The organism is Glycomyces sp. NPDC047010, assembly GCF_040644205.1.
In the GTDB taxonomy this organism is placed as follows: Bacteria; Actinomycetota; Actinomycetes; order Mycobacteriales; family Micromonosporaceae; genus Glycomyces.
In genome coordinates this window covers 327,498-345,840 of record NZ_JBEYVY010000002.1, presented here as the reverse complement: position 1 = coordinate 345,840, position 18,343 = coordinate 327,498, and the positions used below count along the sequence as shown (strand labels likewise).

Here is an 18,343-nt window from a genome sequence, read left to right as displayed (position 1 = left end):
GACCGGAGTGAGAGCCGGGCCGGCGCCGAAGAAGAGAGGTGACCGCGCGATGGAGCGCGTAGCGCTGTTCATCACCTGCGTCAACGACGCGCTCTTCCCCGAGGCGCCGAAGGCGGTCGTGCGGATCCTGGAGCGCCTCGGCTACGAGGTCGACTTCCCCGCCGCGCAGACCTGCTGCGGCCAGATGCACGCCAACTCCGGGTACAAGGACGACGCGACCAGGCTCGCCCGCTCCTTCGAGGAGGTCTTCGGCGGCTACGACGCGATCGTCACCCCCTCCGGCTCCTGCGCCGCCATGGCCCGCGACCAGTACCCGCACCTCACCGGCTCCGGCATCGGGCAGCGCGTGCACGAGCTCTCGGAGTTCCTGGTCGACGTCGCCGGCGTCGAGGACGTCGGCGCGCACTTCCCGCACTCCGTGACCTACCACCCGACCTGCCACGGCACCCGCGCGCTCGGCCTGGGCGACAAGCCGCTCCGGCTGCTGCGCAACGTCGGCGGCATCGAGCTCGTGGACCTGCCCGCCGCCGACCAGTGCTGCGGCTTCGGCGGGACCTTCGCCCTCAAGAACTCCGAGGTGTCCTCCGCGATGCTCGCCGACAAGTGCCGCAACGCGGCCGCCACCGGCGCCGAGTACCTCGCCGCCGCGGACAACTCGTGCCTGACGCACATCGGTGGCGGCATCAGCAGGAGCGGCGGGCCCAAGCCCGTCCACTACGCCGAGATCCTCGCGAGCACCGCATGACCGAGATCGTGCCCGCCGCCTCGCTCATCCCCGCCGACGCGCCGTTCCCCAAGGCCGCCAAGGTCGCCCTCGGCATGCCGCAGCTGCGCGCCAACCTCGCCCACGCCACCGGCACGATCCGCGCCAAACGCGCGAAGGTCGCCGGGGAACTGGACGACTGGGAGCGCCTGCGCGACACCGCCGCCGCCGTGAAGGCCGACGTGCAGCGGCGCCTCCCCGAACTCGCCGTCGAGTTCGAGCGCAACGCCACCGCCGCGGGCGCCACTGTCCACTGGGCGCGGGACGCCAAGGAGGCCAACGAGATCGCCGCGCGGATCGTGCGCGAGACGGGCGCCGAGGAGGTCGTCAAGGTCAAGTCCATGGCGACGCAGGAGATCGAGCTCAACGAGCACTTCGAGGCCGAGGGCCTCAAGGCGTTCGAGACCGACCTCGCCGAGCTCATCGTGCAGCTCGCCGAGGACAAGCCGAGCCACATCCTCGTGCCCGCGATCCACTACAACCGCACGCAGATCCGGGACATCTTCAACCAGAGGATGGGGGATGCGCCCGCCGGGCTCACGGACGACCCGGCCGCCTTGGCCGAGGCCGCGCGGCTGCATCTGCGGCGCCGCTTCCTGTCGTCCACTGTGGCTATCTCGGGCGCGAACTTCGCGGTGGCCGAGACCGGGTCGCTCGTGGTCGTGGAGTCGGAGGGCAACGGCCGCATGTGCCTGACGATGCCGGGGACGCTGGTGAGCGTCGTGGGCATCGAGAAGCTCCTGCCGAGTTTCGGCGACCTCGAAGTGTTCATGCAGCTGCTGCCGCGCTCGTCCACTGGCGAGCGCATGAACCCGTACACGTCGATGTGGACCGGGGTCCGCGAGGGCGACGGGCCGCAGGACGTGCACGTGATCCTGCTCGACAACGGCCGCACCGGGGTCCTCGCCGACGAGGTGGGCCGCCAGGCGCTCTCGTGCATCCGCTGTTCGGCCTGCCTGAACGTGTGCCCGGTGTACGAGCGGACCGGCGGCCACGCCTACGGGCACGTCTACCCGGGCCCGATCGGCGCGATCCTCGCGCCGCAGCTGGAGCCGGGCCGGCACGACGACCTGCCGTACGCGTCCAGCCTGTGCGGGGCCTGCTACGAGGTCTGCCCGGTCAAGATCAACATCCCCGAGGTGCTCGTGCACCTGCGCCAGCAGGGCCCGCACGCCGCCGCGGAGAAGGCCGCGATGGGCGCCGCGGAGGTCGTGATGGCCCGCCCGCGCCTGTGGCGGACCGCGCTGAAGGCGGCCCGGCTCGGGTCGATGCCGTGGCGGCGCAAGGGGTTCGTGCGGCGGATGCCGTGGCCGATATCGAAGTGGACGGTGAGCCGGGACCTGCCGGTGCCGCCGCAGGAGTCCTTCCGGGACTGGTGGAAGGAGCGCGGCCGGTGAGCGCCAGAGACGAGATCCTGGACCGGATGCGGCGGGCGCTCGACGGCGCCTCGGAGGCGCCGCCGGTGCCGCGCGAGTACCGGCGCGCGCTCGACCCCGAGGTCGACGTGGTCGCGATGCTCATCGACCGGCTCGTGGACTACAAGGCGAACGTGCACCACGGGGTGGACTCGATCCCCGCGGCCCTCGGCGCCGCGGCGCGCGTCGCGGTCCCCGCGGACCTGCCCGAGGAGTGGCGGCTCGGCGACGCGGTGTTCACAGAGGACCGCGGCCTGACCACCGAGGAGCTCGACGGCATGGACGCGGTGCTCACCGGCTGCGCTGCGGCCGTGGCGGTCTCGGGGACGATCATGCTCGACGCCGGGGCGGCCCAGGGCCGCCGGGCGCTCACGCTGGTCCCGGACCACCACGTGGTCGTGGTGCGCCGGGAGCAGATATGGGGGCACCTCGCCGAGGCGCTGCCGCGGCTCGACCCGACCGCGCCGCAGACGTGGATCTCCGGGCCCTCGGCGACCAGCGACATCGAGCTCCAGCGCGTCGAGGGCGTGCACGGCCCCCGGCGCCTGGACGTCGTGATCTTGGGCGAAGACCTGTCTTAGCGGCCGATACCGGGGCGGCCGGAGCGGCGGACGCGTTCGCGTCCGAGGAGCCACAGGGCCTGGACGCCGTCGGTCCAGGTGATCTTCTTGCCCTCCTCGCGGCTGCGCGCCGTGTACGAGATCGGGACCTCGTAGGGGCGGATGCCGCGCTTGAGGAGCTTCGCGGTCAGCTCGGCCTCCATGCCGAAGCCGCCGGAGCGGATGTTCAGGTCCAGGTACATCTGGCGCGGCAGGAGCTTGTAGCAGGTCTCCAGGTCCGAGATGTACGAGTTGAAGAGGATGTTCGCGGCGAGCGTGATCCCCTTGTTGCCCATGACGTACCAGAACGAATACGCCGAATGGGACCCGAACGACCGCGAACCGTACACGACCTCGGCCTTGCCTTCGAGGACCGGCGCGAGGAGGCGGGGGAGGTCCGCCGCGTCGTACTCGCCGTCGGCGTCGAACACCACGATGTTGGCGCCCGAGGCCGCCTTCGCGGCGGTGCGGATGGCCGCGCCCTTGCCCTTGTTGCGGTCGTGGCGGATCAGCTTGACCCGCGAATTGTCCTCAAAGGACTGGAGTACTTCCCAGGAGCGGTCCCGCGAGCCGTCGTCCACGACGACGATCTCGGTCTCGCAGGGGAAGTCCACCGCGAGCAGCTCTTTCAGCGTCCCTGCGGCGAGGCGTTCCTCATTGAAAACCGGGACGAGTACCGACAACAGCATCTTGCTGCTCCATCCCCTCGCGTCCGAACACGATTGCACAACCATAACGCGCTGCCGCCAGAGCGGCATCCGCCGGACCGGTCGTGTTGAATGGAGCGGTGCTGCTCGTCCTGTGGCTCCTCGCGCTCCTTCCGGCGCTCGCCTACGCCCTCCGCCCCCGCGACGGGGCCGTGCTCGCCCCGGCCCGCCTGGCGGTGATCCGGGCGGCGCTCGTGCTGGGCGCCTTCGCGATCGCGGTCGTCGAGGCCGCCTCCGTGTGGCACGCCCTCACACCCGCGACGGTCGCCGCCGCGTGGATCGGGGCCACCGTCGCCATCGCCGCCGCGATCGTCGTCCGCTGCGTGAAGGACGTCGACGGCGGGCGGGTCCAGTCCCTCGACGTCCTCAAGGAGGAGCTGCGGTCCCGCCGCGGCGCCACCCGTCGCACCTGGCGCCGCACCAAGAGCGCCGCCGCCGCGGCCCCCGCCTGGCAGTGGGCCCTCGGCTGCGTCGTCGCGATCCTCGCCGTGAGCGCCGCCGTCCTCGCGATCGCGTCCTCCCCCAACAACTTCGACTCGCAGACGTACCACCTGCCGCGCATCGAGCACTGGGTCCAGAACGCCTCGGTCGCCGTCTACCCCACCGCGATCCACCGCCAGGTGGACCTCGGGCCCGGCGCCGAGTACCTCCTCGCGCACCTGCGGCTCCTCTCCGGCGGGGACGCCGCGTACAACCTGCTCCAGTACCTCGCCGGGGTCGGCGCGCTCCTCGCCGCCTCGCGGATCACCGCGCAGCTCGGCGGCGGCCCGATGGCGCAGCTCGCCACGGTCTTCGTCCTCACCACCACCCCCGAGATCCTGCTCCAGGCCACCAGCACCCAGGTCGACCTCATCGCCGCCGCGTGGGTCGCCGCGCTCGCCACGGTCGTCCTCGACGAGTTCACGCGCCCGGGGGACGCCGACGGGAGCGCCCTGCGCGCCGCCGCGCCCGCCCCGGACGCCCTCTATCTCGGGCTCGCGCTCGGCCTCATCGCCGTCACCAAGACCACCGGGCTCCTCGCCGCCGCGCCGCTCCTGCTCATCTGGGGCATCGGGCGGCTCGTGCGCGACGGGCACCGCCGCCGCCCGTGCCTGTGCGGGCGCAGCCCCGGCCGCTGCTCGCGCGCCGACGCGTCCCGCGCGTGGACCTCCCGCGGCCGCACCGTCCTCGCCTCCCTCGCCGTCCTCGCGCTCGCGCTCGTGATCGCCGGGCCGTTCCTGTGGCGGATGCAGGAGGCGTTCGGCAGCCCCCTCGGGCCGGAGGTGCTCCGCGAGTCCATCGGCGTGCAGACCGCCGACCCGCGGCTGCTGCTCGTCAACGCGCTCCGCATCGCCCAGACCGGCCTCGACACGCCCCTGCCGTTCCTCTCCGACGCCAGCGCGGGCGCCATCAACGGGCTCGCGAACCTCCTCGGCGTCGACGTCAACGACCCGCGGATCACGTTCGGCACCAGCGAGTTCCCCGTCCCCGCCTGGTACCCGGACGAGGACCGCGCGGCCTTCCCGCTCACCGGCCTCGCGTCCCTCGCCGGACTCGTGTGGTTCGCGGTGAAGGGCCCGCGGCTGCGCCGCGCGTACGCCGCGGCGCTCGCGTTCGCCTTCATCGGCGTCGCGTGCACGGTGTCCTGGCAGCCGTGGGTCAACCGCCTCGTCGTGTTCCTCATCGTGCTCGCCGCCCCGGCGGCCGGGCTGCTCGCCGCCGCGATGGTCAAAGGAGTCGCCCGCACGCTCGGGGACCGGAGGCGGCGACGCGCCGCCGTCGCGCTCATCGCCGCGTTCGCGTCCCTCGCGTCCGTCGCGGGGCTCCTCACCGTCGCGTACGGGTACCCGCGGCGGCTCACCGGCGCGTGGTCGGTCTTCAGCCTCACGGACATGGAAGAACGTTTTGTGCGGCGCCTCGAATGGCTCCCCCAGTACGAGGCCGCCGCCGACGCGGTCTCGGCGGTCGAACCGGAGACGGTGGGGGTCGTGCAGGGGAACGACTCGTGGGAGTACCCGTGGTGGGTCCTCCTCCCGGATGGCACGGAGATACTCGCGCTCGAATCGGTGGTCCCCGGCCAGGACCCGCCCGCCCCGGACTCGGTGGACGCGATCGTGTGCGCCGAGTCCCTCGACCGGTGCGCGGAGCTCGTCCCGGACGGCTGGGAGCTGACCGACCTGGGGACGGTGGCGTACGCCTTGCCCCCGGAACCTGAGTGACGCCCACGCTGCGGTCCCGTTAGCCTGGGCGCATGCTGCTTAGCGATCGCGACATCCTCGATGCCGTCAAATCGGGCCGCCTCGGCATCGACCCGTTCGACGAGGAGCTCGTGCAGCCCTCCAGCATCGACGTGCGCCTCGACCGCCGCTTCCGGGTCTTCAACAACCAGAAGTACACGCACATCGACCCCTCCCGGCAGCAGGACGAGCTGACCTCGCCGGTGGAGGTCGCCGACGACGAGCCGTTCGTGCTCCACCCGAGCGAGTTCGTGCTCGCCTCGACGCTCGAAGTCATCTCCCTGCCCGCGGACCTCGCGGCGCGCCTCGAAGGCAAGTCCAGCCTCGGGCGCCTCGGCCTGCTCACCCACTCCACCGCCGGGTTCATCGACCCGGGCTTCTCCGGGCACGTCACCCTGGAGCTGTCGAACGTCGCGAACCTGCCGATCACGCTGTGGCCGGGCATGAAGATCGGGCAGCTGTGCCTGTTCGGGCTGTCCAGCCCCGCCGAGAAGCCGTACGGGCAGGGCGCGAACTTCTCCCGCTACCAGGACCAGCGCGGCCCCACCCCGTCGAAGTCGTGGATGCACTGGCGCACCTGGCCCACGTAGGCCCTCCGCCCCCGGTTCGGGCGCCAATCGAGCGAAACTCCTGAATACGGGTGCTATCCGGCCTACCGTCGGGGTATGAACTTCACGCAGAGCTTCCAGAACATGATGGACAGCGTCATCGCGTTTCTGCCGCGGGCGCTGGCATTCATCGCAATCCTCGTCGTCGGCTGGTTCATCTCGAAGTGGATCGGCCGCCTGGTCGGGAAACTGCTCAACCGGGTCGGCCTCGACCGGGTCGGCGAGCGCTCGGGGCTGCGCCGCTTCACCGGCAAGTTCGAACTGAGCGACCTGCTCGGGCGGGTCGTGTACTTCATGCTGCTGCTGTTCACGCTGCAGCTGGCGTTCGGGGCGTTCGGGACCAACCCGGTGTCCACACTCCTCAACCAGCTGGTGGGCTGGCTGCCGCTGCTGTTCGTGGCGCTCGTCATCGTCGTGGTCGCGTTCGCGATCGCCAACGCGGTGTTCAAGCTCGTCGACGGGACCCTGGAGAACGCGAGCTACGGGCGGACCGTGGCGCGGATCTGCCAGGTCGCGATCATCTTCTTCGGTGCGGTGGCCGCGTTCGGCCAGGTCGGCATCGCGACGACGGTGACCACGCCGATCATGTGGACCGTCCTGTCGATCATCGCGGGCGTGACCATCGTCGGCGTCGGCGGCGGCCTCGTCGCGCCGATGCGCGAGCGCTGGGAGCGGATGCTCTCCAGCGCCGAGACGGAGGCCGGCCGCATGAGGGACGACATGCAGGAGCAGGGCACGCACGACGCGACCGCCTCCATGTCGACCACCTACTCCTCGGACCGGTACGGGGCCGAGGCGAACACGCAGGTCCAGGAGCCGACGCCGCCGGCCGGGGCGCCCGCGATGGGCGAACCGGGCGCGACGGGACAGGGCATGGACCCGAACACCCGCTGACGTCCGCGGCGGGAGTCCATGTGTCCGGTCTCCCGCACCGCGACATGAGCGCAGCTCGACACGCTGCTCCACGATCGGCCGCATCCCGTGCACGGGGGGTGCGGCCGGTCCGCGTCCCGGCCCGACCCGGCCCGGTTCCGGGGGCCCGGTCCCGGGGAAAGTGGGCTTTTGCTCCCTGCTCACAGGACTACGCCCGAGTAACCTCATCTGGGTGGAGAAGCGAACAGCAGACGGACGGGGCGGGTCCAAGCGCCGCCGCGAGATCCTCGACGTCGCGGTCAAGCTGCTGGCCAAGCACGGCTACCACGGCGTCTCGATGGACGACATCGGCGCCGCCGCGTCCATCACCGGCCCGGCCCTGTACCACCACTTCAAGGGCGGCAAGGAGCAGATGCTCGCCGACGCCCTCATCCCCGTCTCCGAACGGCTCCTCGCGGGCGGGCGCCACTGGGCGTCCGTGCACTCCGAGGACCCGCAGTCCGCGCTCGAAGCGCTCGTGGACTTCCACCTCGAAGTCGTCATCGACTCGCCCGAGATCGTCATCCTCCACCTCCACGAGCTCGACCGGCTCCCCGAGGAGCCGCGCCGCGAGGTCCGCAAGCTCCAGCGCGTGTACGTCGAGGAGTGGGTGGGCGTCCTGTGCCGCCTGCGCGACGGCCTCAAGCCCGAGCAGGCGCGCGTCCTCGCGCACGGCGCGTTCGGCCTCATGAACTCCACGCCGTACCTGTCGCTGGGCCAGGAGGTCTCGGCCGACGAGACCGCCGCGCTCCTGCGGGCCGCGGCCCTGCGCGCGCTCGACCCCGGCTGACGTCCCGTCCCCCGGGATAGCATGGGCGGGTAAAAGGTCCAACGACGGACGGAGGCGGCACATGCACCAGCCCGATCGGGTCACGCTCAGGGAGGTCGCCCCGCGCGACGGCCTCCAGAACGAGCCGCCGGTGCCCGCCGCGGACAAGATCCGCCTCATCGACGCGCTCGCCCGCACCGGCCTGTCCCGGATCGAGGCGGTCTCGTTCGTGAGCCCCAAGGCCGTCCCGCAGATGGCCGACGCCGCCGAGGTGTGGGCCGCGGTCGAGAAGCACCCCGGCATCCGCTACTCCGCGCTCGCCCCGAACCGGCGCGGCGTCGAGCGGGCACTGGACGCCGGGTTCACCGCCGTCGAGGTCGTCGTCTCGGCCTCCGAGACCCACAACCGGGCCAACATCGGCCGCTCCGTGGACGAGTCCCTCGCGGAGCTGCCGGACATCTGCGCGCTCGCCAAGGAGCACCTCGCGGCCGTCGAGGTCATCATCGCGACGAGCTTCGGCTGCCCCTTCGAGGGCGACATCGCCCCCGCCCAGGTGGCCCGGATCGTCGAGGCCGCCGAGGCCGCGGGCGCCGGGCGCGTCGCGTTCGGCGACACCACGGGGATGGGCACGCCGCGGCGCGTCACCGACCTCCTCGACGCCGTCTCGACCGGCCTGCCGATGCTCATGCACTTCCACGACACCCGCGGCACCGCGCTCGCGAACCTGCTCACGGCCCTCGACCGGGGCGTCACCGAGTTCGACGCGAGCGTCGGCGGCATCGGCGGCTGCCCGTTCGCGCCCGGCGCCTCCGGGAACGTCGCCACCGAGGAGGTCGTGCACATGCTCCACGACATGGGCGTGGACACCGGCGTCGACCTCGACGCCCTCATCGGCACCGCCGAGCTCGCCCAGGAGATCGTCGGCCGCCCCCTCGAATCCGGCGTCCTCCGCGCCGGCCCGAGAACCCGCCTCTCCCCGAAGCCGTAGCGAGAACCTCACGGCCCCAATGCAACCGGCGGCGCGCAGGGGGCGTCTGTAGGGAGCACCGCCGTTCGGCGGGCGCGCACCTGCAACACAAGGAGAACCGATGCGCCAACGCATCATCGCCGCACTGAGCATGCTCTCGGTCGTCTTCGGCGTCGTGGTCCTCGCGGCCTCGCCCGCCGCGGCCGCCGAGGTGAACTACGCCGTCGACGCCGACTGGCCCGGGGACGGGGACTACAAGGACTGCTACTCCAGCTACGTGAATCCGCCGGCGCAGGTCAACGCCTGCTTCGAGCCCGACGGGGACACGTTCTGGGTCAACGACACGTCCGCCAACGGGTACGGCGTCGGCGTCAAGTGGACCGACACCGAGAACGGCCGCTCCGGGTACTGCTACCACAATCTCGGCTACGCGGCGGCCTGGGGCATCTGCCCCAAGGACTTCCAGGAGGACAACCAGATCGGCTGGACGCTTATCTGGGACGGCCCCAGCGGCTGGCAGGAGGCCCGCCTCTGGATCACCACCCCGGCGTAGACCGCTGACCCTGCCGCCGGAGGTGCGCCCGGCGGCAGAGCGAAGGCCCCGGGGTCTCGAACCTCCCCGGGGCCTTCTTTCGGACACCGCCACAGGACGGCCGGTGTCCGCGTGCCGGGTAAAACCTCCGAATACCCGGACGACTTCATCGTGACACCCGAAGCTCAGAGCCAACACGCAACTCGGGCGAACCTCACGTCACATTTCGCTAACGCTAGGTGTCGTTCGGCACATGCTCCGCGAACTTCCACGCCGCGAGCACCGCCGCGACCACGAGCAGGCCGAACACCCCGCGCCAGCCGTACAGGGGCAGCGCCAGCAGGGCCAGGACCCCGGCCGCGATCCCCGCGAGGAGGGCCGCCGCCGACAGGGCCGTCGACGCGGAGCCGTCGCCGACCTCCGCCGCCGCGAGGACCCGCCCCGACACCGCCACGACCGTGCCCGCCGCGGCCCCGAGCAGGCCGCACGCGATCACCGCGAACCAGAAGCCCGGCGCCAGCGCCGCCGCCAGTGCCAACAGGGCGAGGGCGCCGGCGCCGATGCCGCCGACCGCGCGGGCCCGGCCGAGCGGGCCGGTCCGCGGGACAGAGCACGCGGCGAGCGTGAAGCCGATCGCGAACGCCCCGAGCGGCCACAGCCGCGCATTCGACGCGGTGTGGAACTCCGCGGCGGCGTCGGCGGCGAGGAACGCGGTCACCGCACCCGACCCGAACGCGACGGCCTGGGCGTACGCCGCCCACAGCGCGGTCGCCCAGCGCCGGGGTGCTGAGCGGCGCCGGGCCGGTGCGGGGGTTTCGACGGTTGCGGTCATGGTTCGACCGTAGGCGCGCGAACGCGCTTGCGCCCCAGTCGATCGACCGGGCCGGGCGACCGGTGTCCGGACCCGGTCGGACCGGTCGCCGCCCCAGGTCGCGCGGGGCGACCCCCACCCCAGTCGAATGACAGATGCGACCGGGGCGCGGGCGCGGATACGCTGGAAGCGTCCCCGGTCGTCCTGAGGATGGAGTCGCCTTGTCGCCCGCTTATGGCCCCGCACCGCAGTCCCTGCGCGACAGCCAAGTGGCGTACGGGGAATCTCCCGCGCCCGCGCAGCGCGCCGTCCTCTACGGTCGCGACCGTGAGCTCGACTCGATCCAGGCGCTCCTGGACGGCGCCCGGGTGGGCCACGGCGGCGCGCTCGTCGTCCGCGGCGAGCCGGGCATCGGCAAGTCCGCGATCGTCGACGCCGTCATCCCCCGCGCCGAGGGCTTCACCGTCCTGCGCACCCTGGGCGTCGAGGCCGAGCACACGTGGTCCTATGCGGGGCTCCAGATGCTGCTGCACCCGCTGCTGCACCGCCTCGACCGGCTGCCCGCCGCGCAGGCCGACGCGCTGCGCACGGCCCTCGGCATGGCGGACGGCACGGGCCGGGCGCACTCGCTCCAGGTGGGGCTGGCGCTGCTGAACCTCCTCGTGGACGCGTCCGCGAAGCAGCCGGTGTACGTGGTCATCGACGACGCGCACTGGCTCGACCGCGACTCCACGAACGCGCTGCTGTTCGCCGCGCGGCGCCTCTCGACCGAGTCGATCGGGATGGTCCTGGTCGTGCGGGACGGGTTCGCGCCCGACTTCCCCGCACCCGGCATCCCGGAGCTGACGCTCGGGCCGCTCGACCTCCCTGCGTCGCAGGCGATCCTGGACATGCGCGCCGACGAGATCCCGTTCACCAGCCGCGACTGGATCCTGCGGATGTCGGAGGGGAACCCGCTGGCGCTCCTGGAGCTGCCGGCCGCCGACAACGAGGAGTCGCTGCTGCGCGCCGACACCTCCAACAGCCGGTACTCCACCACGTCGCGAATCAAGCAGGCGTTCACCGAGCGCATCATCGCGCTCCCGGACCGCACGCGCACGATCATGCTCCTCGCGGCCGCCGAGGAGACCGGCGAGACCGCGGTGATAGCGGAGGCCGCGGCCCGCATGGGCTCCAGCCTCGCCGACCTCGAACCGGCCGAAGTGGACGACCTGCTGCGGTACCACCGGGGCCGCATCGAGTTCGTGCACCCCCTGATCCGCTCCACCGCCTACCACTCGGCGCCGCGGGCCCGCCGCATCGAGGCCCACCGGGCCCTCTCGGAGGCGTTCGGCGACGGCGACATCCGCGCCGCCCGCCACCTGGCCGCCGCCACCACGGGCCTGGACGAGAAGGCCGCCGCCGCCCTCGAGGCCATCGCGTCGTACGAGGCCGAGCGCGGCGGCTGCGTCGCCGAGATGGCGGCGCTCGAACGGGCCGCGAGCTTCTCGCCCGACCCGCACCGCCGCGCCCGCCGCCTCGTCGAGGCCGCCCAGTGCGCGTACGCCGCGGGCATGACCGAGAAGGCCGTGGAGCTCGCCGAGGACGCCGAGCGGCTCACCGACGACCACCTGCTCCTCGCCCGCACCGCGCTCATCCGCGCCACGATCCACTCCTGGGCCGGCCACTCCAAGGGCTTCGACGTGTGGATGGAGTCGGCCGAGCACTACGCGGCCACCGGCCACGAGAACACCGGCTACCCCCTGCTGCGCGGCGTCTGGAACGCCTGGGAGACAGGGGACTTCGCGAAGGTGAAGTACGCGTCCGGGCTCGCCTCGAAGTACGGCGGCACCAACAACGCCTGGACGCGGCGCCTCGCCCGCGCCGCCGCCGGGCTCAACCGCCAGCCCGGCGACACCGCGGGCGAGGCGGTCGACGCGCTGCGGTCCCTCTACGACTACTACCAGCCGCTGCACGAGGACTTCAAGGCGTACGACCAGGTCCTCGCCGCGCGCTGGCGGCTCCTCGCCGGTGACGTGCACACCGCGTACCAGGCCGCCGCCGAGCAGGTCCGCGACTGCCGCGAGCGGGGCGCGCTGAGCCCCTTGGTGTGCGCGCTGCTGGTGCAGGCCCAGACGCAGCTCCACTACGGGCGGTACGCGGACGCGCAGGCGGCCGCGTCGAGCGCGATCGAGCTGGCGCACGAGCAGAACGACCGCCGCGTCCTCATGCAGGCCCGGATCTGGGTGCTGCTGCCGATCGCCGCGATCCGCGGCGAGGAGCGGCGCTGCCGCGAGCTCGTGGCCGCCGCGATCCAGGACGCCCCGGAGGACTCGGTGGTCCCCGCCGACACGGCGCTGGGCCTGATGGAGCTGGGGCTGGGCCGGTACGAGGCGGCGTTCGACCGGCTGCTGCGCATCGCCGAGGGCGTCACGCCCATGGAGGTGCTCACCCAGGTCCCGACGCTCGTGGAGGCCGCGTTCCGGGCCGGGCGGCTCGCGGAGGTCAAGGAGGCGTTCGACTGGTTCGCCGACTGGGCCGACGCGACGGGCCGCTCCTACTGGGAGGCGCTCGTGGAGCGCTGCCGGGCGCTCATGGCGACCGAGGCGGAGGCGGGGACGCACTTCGCGCGGGCCGTGGAGCTGCACCGCGCCGACGACATCGACCCGTTCGAGCGGGCCCGCACCGAGCTCGTCTACGGTGAGTGGCTGCGCCGGGTCCGCCGGATCAACGAGGCCCGCGCGCACCTGCGCGAGGCCACGGAGGTCTTCGAGCGCCTCGGCGCCGCCCCCTGGACCCAGCGGGCCCAGGGGGAGCTGCGGGCCGCGGGCGACTCGACGGCCGTCGAGTCCAAACCGGACCTCGCCGAACTGCTGACGCCGCAGGAGCTCCAGGTGGTGCGCCTCGCGGCCGACGGCCTGACGAACCGCCAGATCGGCGAGCAGCTGTTCGTCAGCCCCAGGACGGTCGGCTACCACCTGTACAACGCGTACCCGAAGCTCGGCGTCTCCTCCCGCACGGAGCTCGCCAAGCTCGACCTCTAAGCGGCCGCGGGGGTCCGCCACGGCTTCGTGGTGGCCTGGAGCAGCGCGCCGGCGACGAGCATCGCCGCGACGACCCACGCCGAGAGCCGGTAGCCGTCGACCGCGGTCGCCCCGAGGCCCCACGCGAGGGCCGCGAGGACCGGGCCCAGGGAGGACCCGATGGTGCGGGTCGTCGCCATGAACGCGCCCGCCGTGCCCGACTGCTCGGGCGGGGCCGACGCCAGCAGGTACGTGTTCATCGGGCTGTTGAACACCCCGTACGCCAGGCCCAGCAGGCCGATCCGCGAGGCGAGGCCCACGAGGCCGGAGTCCTCGCCGACCATGATGAGCGGCACGATCGCGCCGACCACGAGGACCGCGCCGACGAGCGACACCCGGCCGGGCCCGAACCGGTCGGCGAGCCAGCCCGCGACGGGCGTCATGGCCGCGACGCCGCCGATGAACGCGAGCATCACCGTCGACACCAGCTCCGGGCGCGCCCCCTGCACGTCGGTGAGCAGGTACGGGAGGCTGAAGTTGAGCAGGCCCGTCACCCCCGACAGGAGCGTGAGGCTCAGCAGGGCCCCGCCGAGCTGCGGTGACCGCAGCAGCCCCACCGTCGGCGCCGACGACGGCTGGCGCACCCACGCGGTCGCCAGGAGCACGCTGACCGCGAACGCCCCCACCGCGATCCACGGCGTGGTGTCCACGTACTCGAACGCCAGCAGGAACGACGCGATCGCGCCGCCCGAGGTCGCCGTGTCGACCAGGAGCGCCCGGTCCGGGCGCGGCAGGCCGGTCCCGTTGGAGGGCACCGCGACCGCCACCGCGGCCACCGCGGCCGCGCCCATCACGGCGAACACCCAGAACAGGCCCTGCCAGTCGAACGCGGCGACGACGAACCCGCCCGCGCCCACCATGCCCATGCCGCCCACCGTCATCATCAGCGCGATCGCCGACATGGCCCGGCCCCGGTGCTCCGGCGCCGAGGAGGTGACGACGATCCGCCCGGTCATCCCGAACAGCAGCCCGCCGAGGAGCCCGCCGACCGCGCGCGCCGCCAGCAGCAGACCGAACGAGGGCGCCAGCGCCGCCGCGACCGACGCGACGGTCAACGCCGCCATGGAGAACACGGCCACCGCGCGCAGGTCCGCGCGGTCGGCGAGGCGGCCCGCCGCGATCGCGACCGCACCCACCGGGAGGGCGTACGCGAGGAGCACCCACGCCGTGGCGGCCTCGGACACGCCGAACTCGGTGCGGATGAGCGGCAGGGCGACGGCGATGCTCGACATCGCGCCCGCGACGACGAGCTGGGAGAAGCCGACGGCGAGGATCGCCCCCCACCGGGTGGCGGTGGCGGCCTCCGGGGCCGCGTTCGTTGCAGTGGTCATGGCCGCAACCGTATTGACCGGCCGACCGGCCGGGCATCCGTCACGTGACCGGAAACGGCGCGGTCACCGCCGCACCGGGCCGGACCGGTCGCGCCCGCACGCCGTGCCCCGGTCGGCGCCGCCTTCCGTCACGTGCGGTTCCAGTCGGCGGCCAGTCGGTCGACGGATGTGGGCCCCGTCGGTCCGTCCGTAGCTTCGTCCGGGAAGCACACGAGACCGGAGGAACCGTGAACGACAAGCTGAACCTGGGCGTCATCATCGGATCGACCCGCGAGGGCCGCTGGGCCCCCGCCCCCGCCAACTGGATCGCCGGCGTCGCCGGGCAGCACGGCGGATTCGACGTGGACCTGATCGACCTGCTCGACGCCGACCTGCCGCAGCACCTCGCCGAGCACGACATGTGGTCCACCCCCAGCGACCCGTCCGCCGCCGTGGCCGCGCTCGCCGAGCGCCTCGACCGCGCCGACGCGTTCGTCGTCGTGTCGGGCGAGTACAACATGTCGATCCCCGCGGCCCTCAAGCACGCCGTGGACTACTACATGAACGAGTGGGCGGCCAAGCCCGTCGCCATGGTCACCTACGGCGGCAAGGTCACCGGCGGGCAGAACGCCGCCCAGCACCTGCGCCAGATCTTCCCCGAGCTGCGGACCATGACGATCCGCAACTCCATCGCGTTCCCGCGGTTCTACCAGCACTTCGACGAGCGCGGCGAGTTCACCAAGTTCGACGAGTCCGAGCCCGCGGCGAAGACCCTCCTCGACGAGCTGCACTGGTGGGCCCGCGCGCTCGCGAACGCCCGCGCCGCGACCCCCATGCCGAGCCCCTTCTGACCGGCGCTACCGGACATTCCCGCCCAGTGGCCGCGCCAGGGGCGAACCGGGCGGGCGGCGGTACCGTTGGAACCGTGCTGTACGGACGCGACACGGAGACCGCCGCCCTCGCCGACCGCCTCGCCCGGGCCCGCGCGGGCGGCGGATCGGCGCTGGTCGTGCGCGGCGAGGCCGGGATCGGCAAGTCGAGCCTCCTCGGCAACGCCGCGGCCGCCGCCGACTTCACCGTGCTCCGGTGCACCGGCGTCGAGTCGGAGCACTCCTGGTCCTTCGCGGGCCTCCAGGCGCTCCTGCTGCCGCTCACCGGGCACCTCGAATCGATCCCCGAGCACCACGCGTGCGTCCTCTCCCGGACCCTCGGCCTCGAAGCGGTCCCGGACAAGGCCGCGCCGCCCGGGGACCTGCGGTTCACCGTCGGCCTCGCCGCGCTGAGCCTCCTCGCCGCCGCCGCTGCGGACCGCCCGGTGCTGTGCGTCGTGGACGACGCGCACTGGCTCGACCCGGACTCCGCGGCCGTCCTGCTGTTCATCGCCAAGCGCCTCGCGGCCGAACCGGTCGCGATGGTCCTCGCCGTGCGCGAGGGCTACGCGCCCGACTTCCCCACGCCCGGCCTCGACGAGATGCGCTTGGGGCCCTTGGACGACGCGGCCGCCGGGGCCCTCGTCTCCGCGCGCCTGTCGGGCCTCCCGGCGGACGCGCGCGCCCGCGTCCTGCGCACCGCCGAGGGGAACCCGCTCGCGCTGCTGGAGCTGCCCGCGGTCGAACCCGACACGCGGTCGGCCGTCGACTGGACCGGCGCCCGGTCCACCACGACCCGGCTCACGCAGGTGTTCGGCGACCGCATCGACCGGCTCCCCGAGGCCACGCGGACGCTCCTGCTGCTCATCGCCGCCGACGAGACCGCCGACCCCGCGCTCGTGCTCGACGCCGCCGCGAAGCTCGGCGCGCAGCTCACCGACCTCGCGCCCGCCGAGGCCGACGACCTGGTCCGGTTCCAGGGCGGGCGGTTCGCGTTCGGGCACCCGCTCATCCGCTCCGCGGCCTACCAGGGCGCGCCCGTGTACCGGCGGCTCGAAGCGCACCAGGTCATGGCCGACGTCATGGACCCGACCGACCACCGGCGGCCCTTCCACCTCGCGGCGGCCGCGACCGGGCCCGACGAGGCCATCGCCGCCGCCCTCGAAGCGTCCGCCGAGTGCGCCTCCACGTGCGGCGGGCACGGCGTCGAGTACGCCACGTTCGAGCGCGCCGCCTCGTTCACTCCTGAAGGGCCCGAACGGGGCCGGAGGCTCCTGCGGGCCGCCGAGGCCGCCGCCGCGGCGGGCAACGGCCCCAAGGCCCGCGAGCTGACGTTCCAGATCTCGCGATCCACCGGGGACCGGGCGGTGCTCGCCCGCGCGACGCTCATCGCCGCGATGGTCGCCGCGTGGGACAACGACGTGCGCGAGTCCTACCGGCTCTACATGGAGGCCGCCGACCACTACACGGCCGCGCAGCCCGAGGCCGCCGGGTACCCGCTGTTCCGCGCCGTCGAACTCGCCTGGCAGGCAGGGGACTTCTCGCGCGCGGAGGTCGCCGCCGAGCACGCCGAGCGCCTCGCGATCGACCACTCCCCGTGGGTCCGCGACCTCGCCGCGGCCACCGCCGGGTTCAACCGGTCCTGCGCGGTCACCGTCACCGAAGCAGTCGCGGCCCTGCGGCGGCTCATCGCGATCCACGTCGGGTTCGGCGAGGCCGTCAACCCCGAGAACCGGGCCATGGTCGCCTGGTGGCAGACCCTCGTCGGCGACATCGCCGCCGCCGAGCAGACCGCCGCGGGGGCCGTCCGCGCCGCCCGCGAGTCCGGCGCCGCCGGGGCCCTCCCGCGGCTGCTGACCTTGAACGCGCTCACCGAGTTCCACCGCGGCCGCTGGAACGACGCCCAGGCGCTCGCCGCGAACGCCGTGGACCTCTCCGTGGAACTGGGCCAGCGCATCGGGCCGGTGAAGGCCCGCGCGTACGTCCTCGCGCCCGTCGCGGCCCTGCGCGGCGACGCCGACCTGACCCGGGACCTGGTCGAGGCCGCCGTGCGCGACTCGCCCGGGAACAACCTCGTCCCCATCGACGTCGCCACCGCGCTCCTCGACTTCTCCATGGGCCGCAACGAGGAGGCGCTCGACCGGCTCGCCGCCCACCTCGACTCCGCGGCGCCCGGCGACGCCCTCGGGTACGTGCCGGTGGCCGTCGAGGCCGCCGTCCGCGCGGGCGAGCCCGGGCGGACCGAGAAGGCGTTCGGCTGGTTCGCCGAGTGGGCCGCGGCCGACGGCCAGGACCACTTCGCGGCGCTCGTGGAGCGCTGCCTGGGCCTCCTCGCCGCGGACGCGGAGGCGGGCGCCCACTACGAGAGGGCCGCGGGCCTCCACCGCGCGGCCGAGCTCGCCGGGAACGCGTTCCCGTTCGAGACTGCCCGCACCGACCTGCTCTACGGAGAGTGGCTGCGCCGCGCCCGCCGCGTCAACGAGGCGAAGTCGCGGCTGCGTTCGGCCGCAGCGGTGTTCGAGCGCCTCGGCGCCGAGCCGTGGACCGAGCGGGTCCGCCGCGAACTGCGCGCCGCGGGCGACGCGGGCCCGGTCGAGGCGGCCCCCGACCTCGCCGGGAGGCTCACTCCGCAAGAGCTGCAAGTGGTCCGCCTCGCGGCCGCGGGCCTGAGCAACCGCGAGATCGGCGAGCACCTGTACCTGAGCCCCCGCACCGCCGGGTACCACCTGTACAAGGCGTACCCGAAGCTCGGCGTGGCGTCCCGGACGGAGCTCGCGAAGCTCGGCCTCTGAGTCGACCGGGC

At 73.4% G+C, this 18,343-nt stretch carries 15 protein-coding genes; 12 read left to right on the top strand and 3 right to left on the bottom strand.

What is annotated here, in order from left to right; genetic code table 11:
• Window positions 1-49: 49 nt before the first annotated feature.
• From AB0A65_RS05135 to AB0A65_RS05125, 3 genes are read left to right on the top strand one after another with little or no spacing between them, the layout of a single operon-like run.
• On the top strand, window positions 50-745 hold the full coding sequence (locus tag AB0A65_RS05135) for a (Fe-S)-binding protein (RefSeq protein ID WP_359946488.1): 696 nt from the start codon (window positions 50-52) through the stop codon (window positions 743-745).
• The gene (locus AB0A65_RS05130) at window positions 742-2,160 is read left to right on the top strand and encodes a LutB/LldF family L-lactate oxidation iron-sulfur protein (RefSeq protein WP_359946485.1); all 1,419 of its coding nucleotides are present in this window, start codon (window positions 742-744) and stop codon (window positions 2,158-2,160) included. Before AB0A65_RS05135 ends, AB0A65_RS05130 begins: the two co-directional genes overlap by 4 nt.
• Window positions 2,157-2,759: an LUD domain-containing protein gene (locus tag AB0A65_RS05125; protein WP_359946482.1), complete on the top strand. Its 603-nt coding sequence runs from the start codon at window positions 2,157-2,159 to the stop codon at window positions 2,757-2,759. Before AB0A65_RS05130 ends, AB0A65_RS05125 begins: the two co-directional genes overlap by 4 nt.
• Here AB0A65_RS05125 and AB0A65_RS05120 read toward each other — a convergent pair.
• Window positions 2,756-3,466 carry a glycosyltransferase family 2 protein gene (locus AB0A65_RS05120; RefSeq protein ID WP_359946479.1) on the bottom strand — a complete coding sequence of 237 codons (711 nt, stop codon included), beginning with the start codon at window positions 3,464-3,466 and terminating at the stop codon, window positions 2,756-2,758. The two genes, AB0A65_RS05125 and AB0A65_RS05120, sit on opposite strands and share 4 nt — an antisense overlap.
• Before the next feature lie 98 nt (window positions 3,467-3,564).
• On the opposite strand from AB0A65_RS05120, the gene AB0A65_RS05115 reads away from it, so the two are divergent.
• From AB0A65_RS05115 to AB0A65_RS05090, 6 genes are all read left to right on the top strand, one after another.
• Window positions 3,565-5,682, top strand: coding sequence for a hypothetical protein (locus tag AB0A65_RS05115; protein WP_359946476.1), 2,118 nt, complete (start codon window positions 3,565-3,567; stop codon window positions 5,680-5,682).
• A 32-nt stretch (window positions 5,683-5,714) separates the two neighbouring features.
• Window positions 5,715-6,290, top strand: a complete 576-nt coding sequence (gene dcd / locus AB0A65_RS05110; protein WP_359946473.1) for a dCTP deaminase — start codon at window positions 5,715-5,717, stop codon at window positions 6,288-6,290.
• Window positions 6,291-6,365: 75 nt separating this feature from the next.
• Window positions 6,366-7,202, top strand: a complete 837-nt coding sequence (locus tag AB0A65_RS05105; RefSeq protein WP_359946470.1) for a hypothetical protein — start codon at window positions 6,366-6,368, stop codon at window positions 7,200-7,202.
• Window positions 7,203-7,407: 205 nt separating this feature from the next.
• Window positions 7,408-8,010, top strand: a complete 603-nt coding sequence (locus tag AB0A65_RS05100) for a TetR/AcrR family transcriptional regulator (protein ID WP_359947189.1) — start codon at window positions 7,408-7,410, stop codon at window positions 8,008-8,010.
• Window positions 8,011-8,071: 61 nt separating this feature from the next.
• Window positions 8,072-8,977: a hydroxymethylglutaryl-CoA lyase gene (locus AB0A65_RS05095; RefSeq protein ID WP_359946467.1), complete on the top strand. Its 906-nt coding sequence runs from the start codon at window positions 8,072-8,074 to the stop codon at window positions 8,975-8,977.
• A gap of 100 nt (window positions 8,978-9,077) precedes the next feature.
• Window positions 9,078-9,509: a hypothetical protein gene (locus tag AB0A65_RS05090; protein ID WP_359946464.1), complete on the top strand. Its 432-nt coding sequence runs from the start codon at window positions 9,078-9,080 to the stop codon at window positions 9,507-9,509.
• Between the two features lie 214 nt (window positions 9,510-9,723).
• On the opposite strand, the gene AB0A65_RS05085 is transcribed toward AB0A65_RS05090, so the two are convergent.
• Window positions 9,724-10,320: a hypothetical protein gene (locus tag AB0A65_RS05085; RefSeq protein ID WP_359946461.1), complete on the bottom strand. Its 597-nt coding sequence runs from the start codon at window positions 10,318-10,320 to the stop codon at window positions 9,724-9,726.
• 200 nt (window positions 10,321-10,520) lie between these two features.
• Here AB0A65_RS05085 and AB0A65_RS05080 point away from each other — a divergent pair, with 200 nt between their 5' ends.
• Window positions 10,521-13,322, top strand: a complete 2,802-nt coding sequence (locus AB0A65_RS05080; RefSeq protein WP_359946458.1) for an AAA family ATPase — start codon at window positions 10,521-10,523, stop codon at window positions 13,320-13,322.
• Here the strand turns inward: AB0A65_RS05080 and AB0A65_RS05075 are convergent.
• Window positions 13,319-14,692, bottom strand: a complete 1,374-nt coding sequence (locus AB0A65_RS05075; protein WP_359946455.1) for an MFS transporter — start codon at window positions 14,690-14,692, stop codon at window positions 13,319-13,321. The two genes, AB0A65_RS05080 and AB0A65_RS05075, sit on opposite strands and share 4 nt — an antisense overlap.
• A 227-nt stretch (window positions 14,693-14,919) precedes the next feature.
• Here AB0A65_RS05075 and AB0A65_RS05070 point away from each other — a divergent pair, with 227 nt between their 5' ends.
• Window positions 14,920-15,522: an NAD(P)H-dependent oxidoreductase gene (locus AB0A65_RS05070; RefSeq protein WP_359946453.1), complete on the top strand. Its 603-nt coding sequence runs from the start codon at window positions 14,920-14,922 to the stop codon at window positions 15,520-15,522.
• 74 nt (window positions 15,523-15,596) lie between these two features.
• Window positions 15,597-18,332, top strand: coding sequence for an AAA family ATPase (locus AB0A65_RS05065; RefSeq protein ID WP_359946450.1), 2,736 nt, complete (start codon window positions 15,597-15,599; stop codon window positions 18,330-18,332).
• Window positions 18,333-18,343 lie beyond the last annotated feature (11 nt).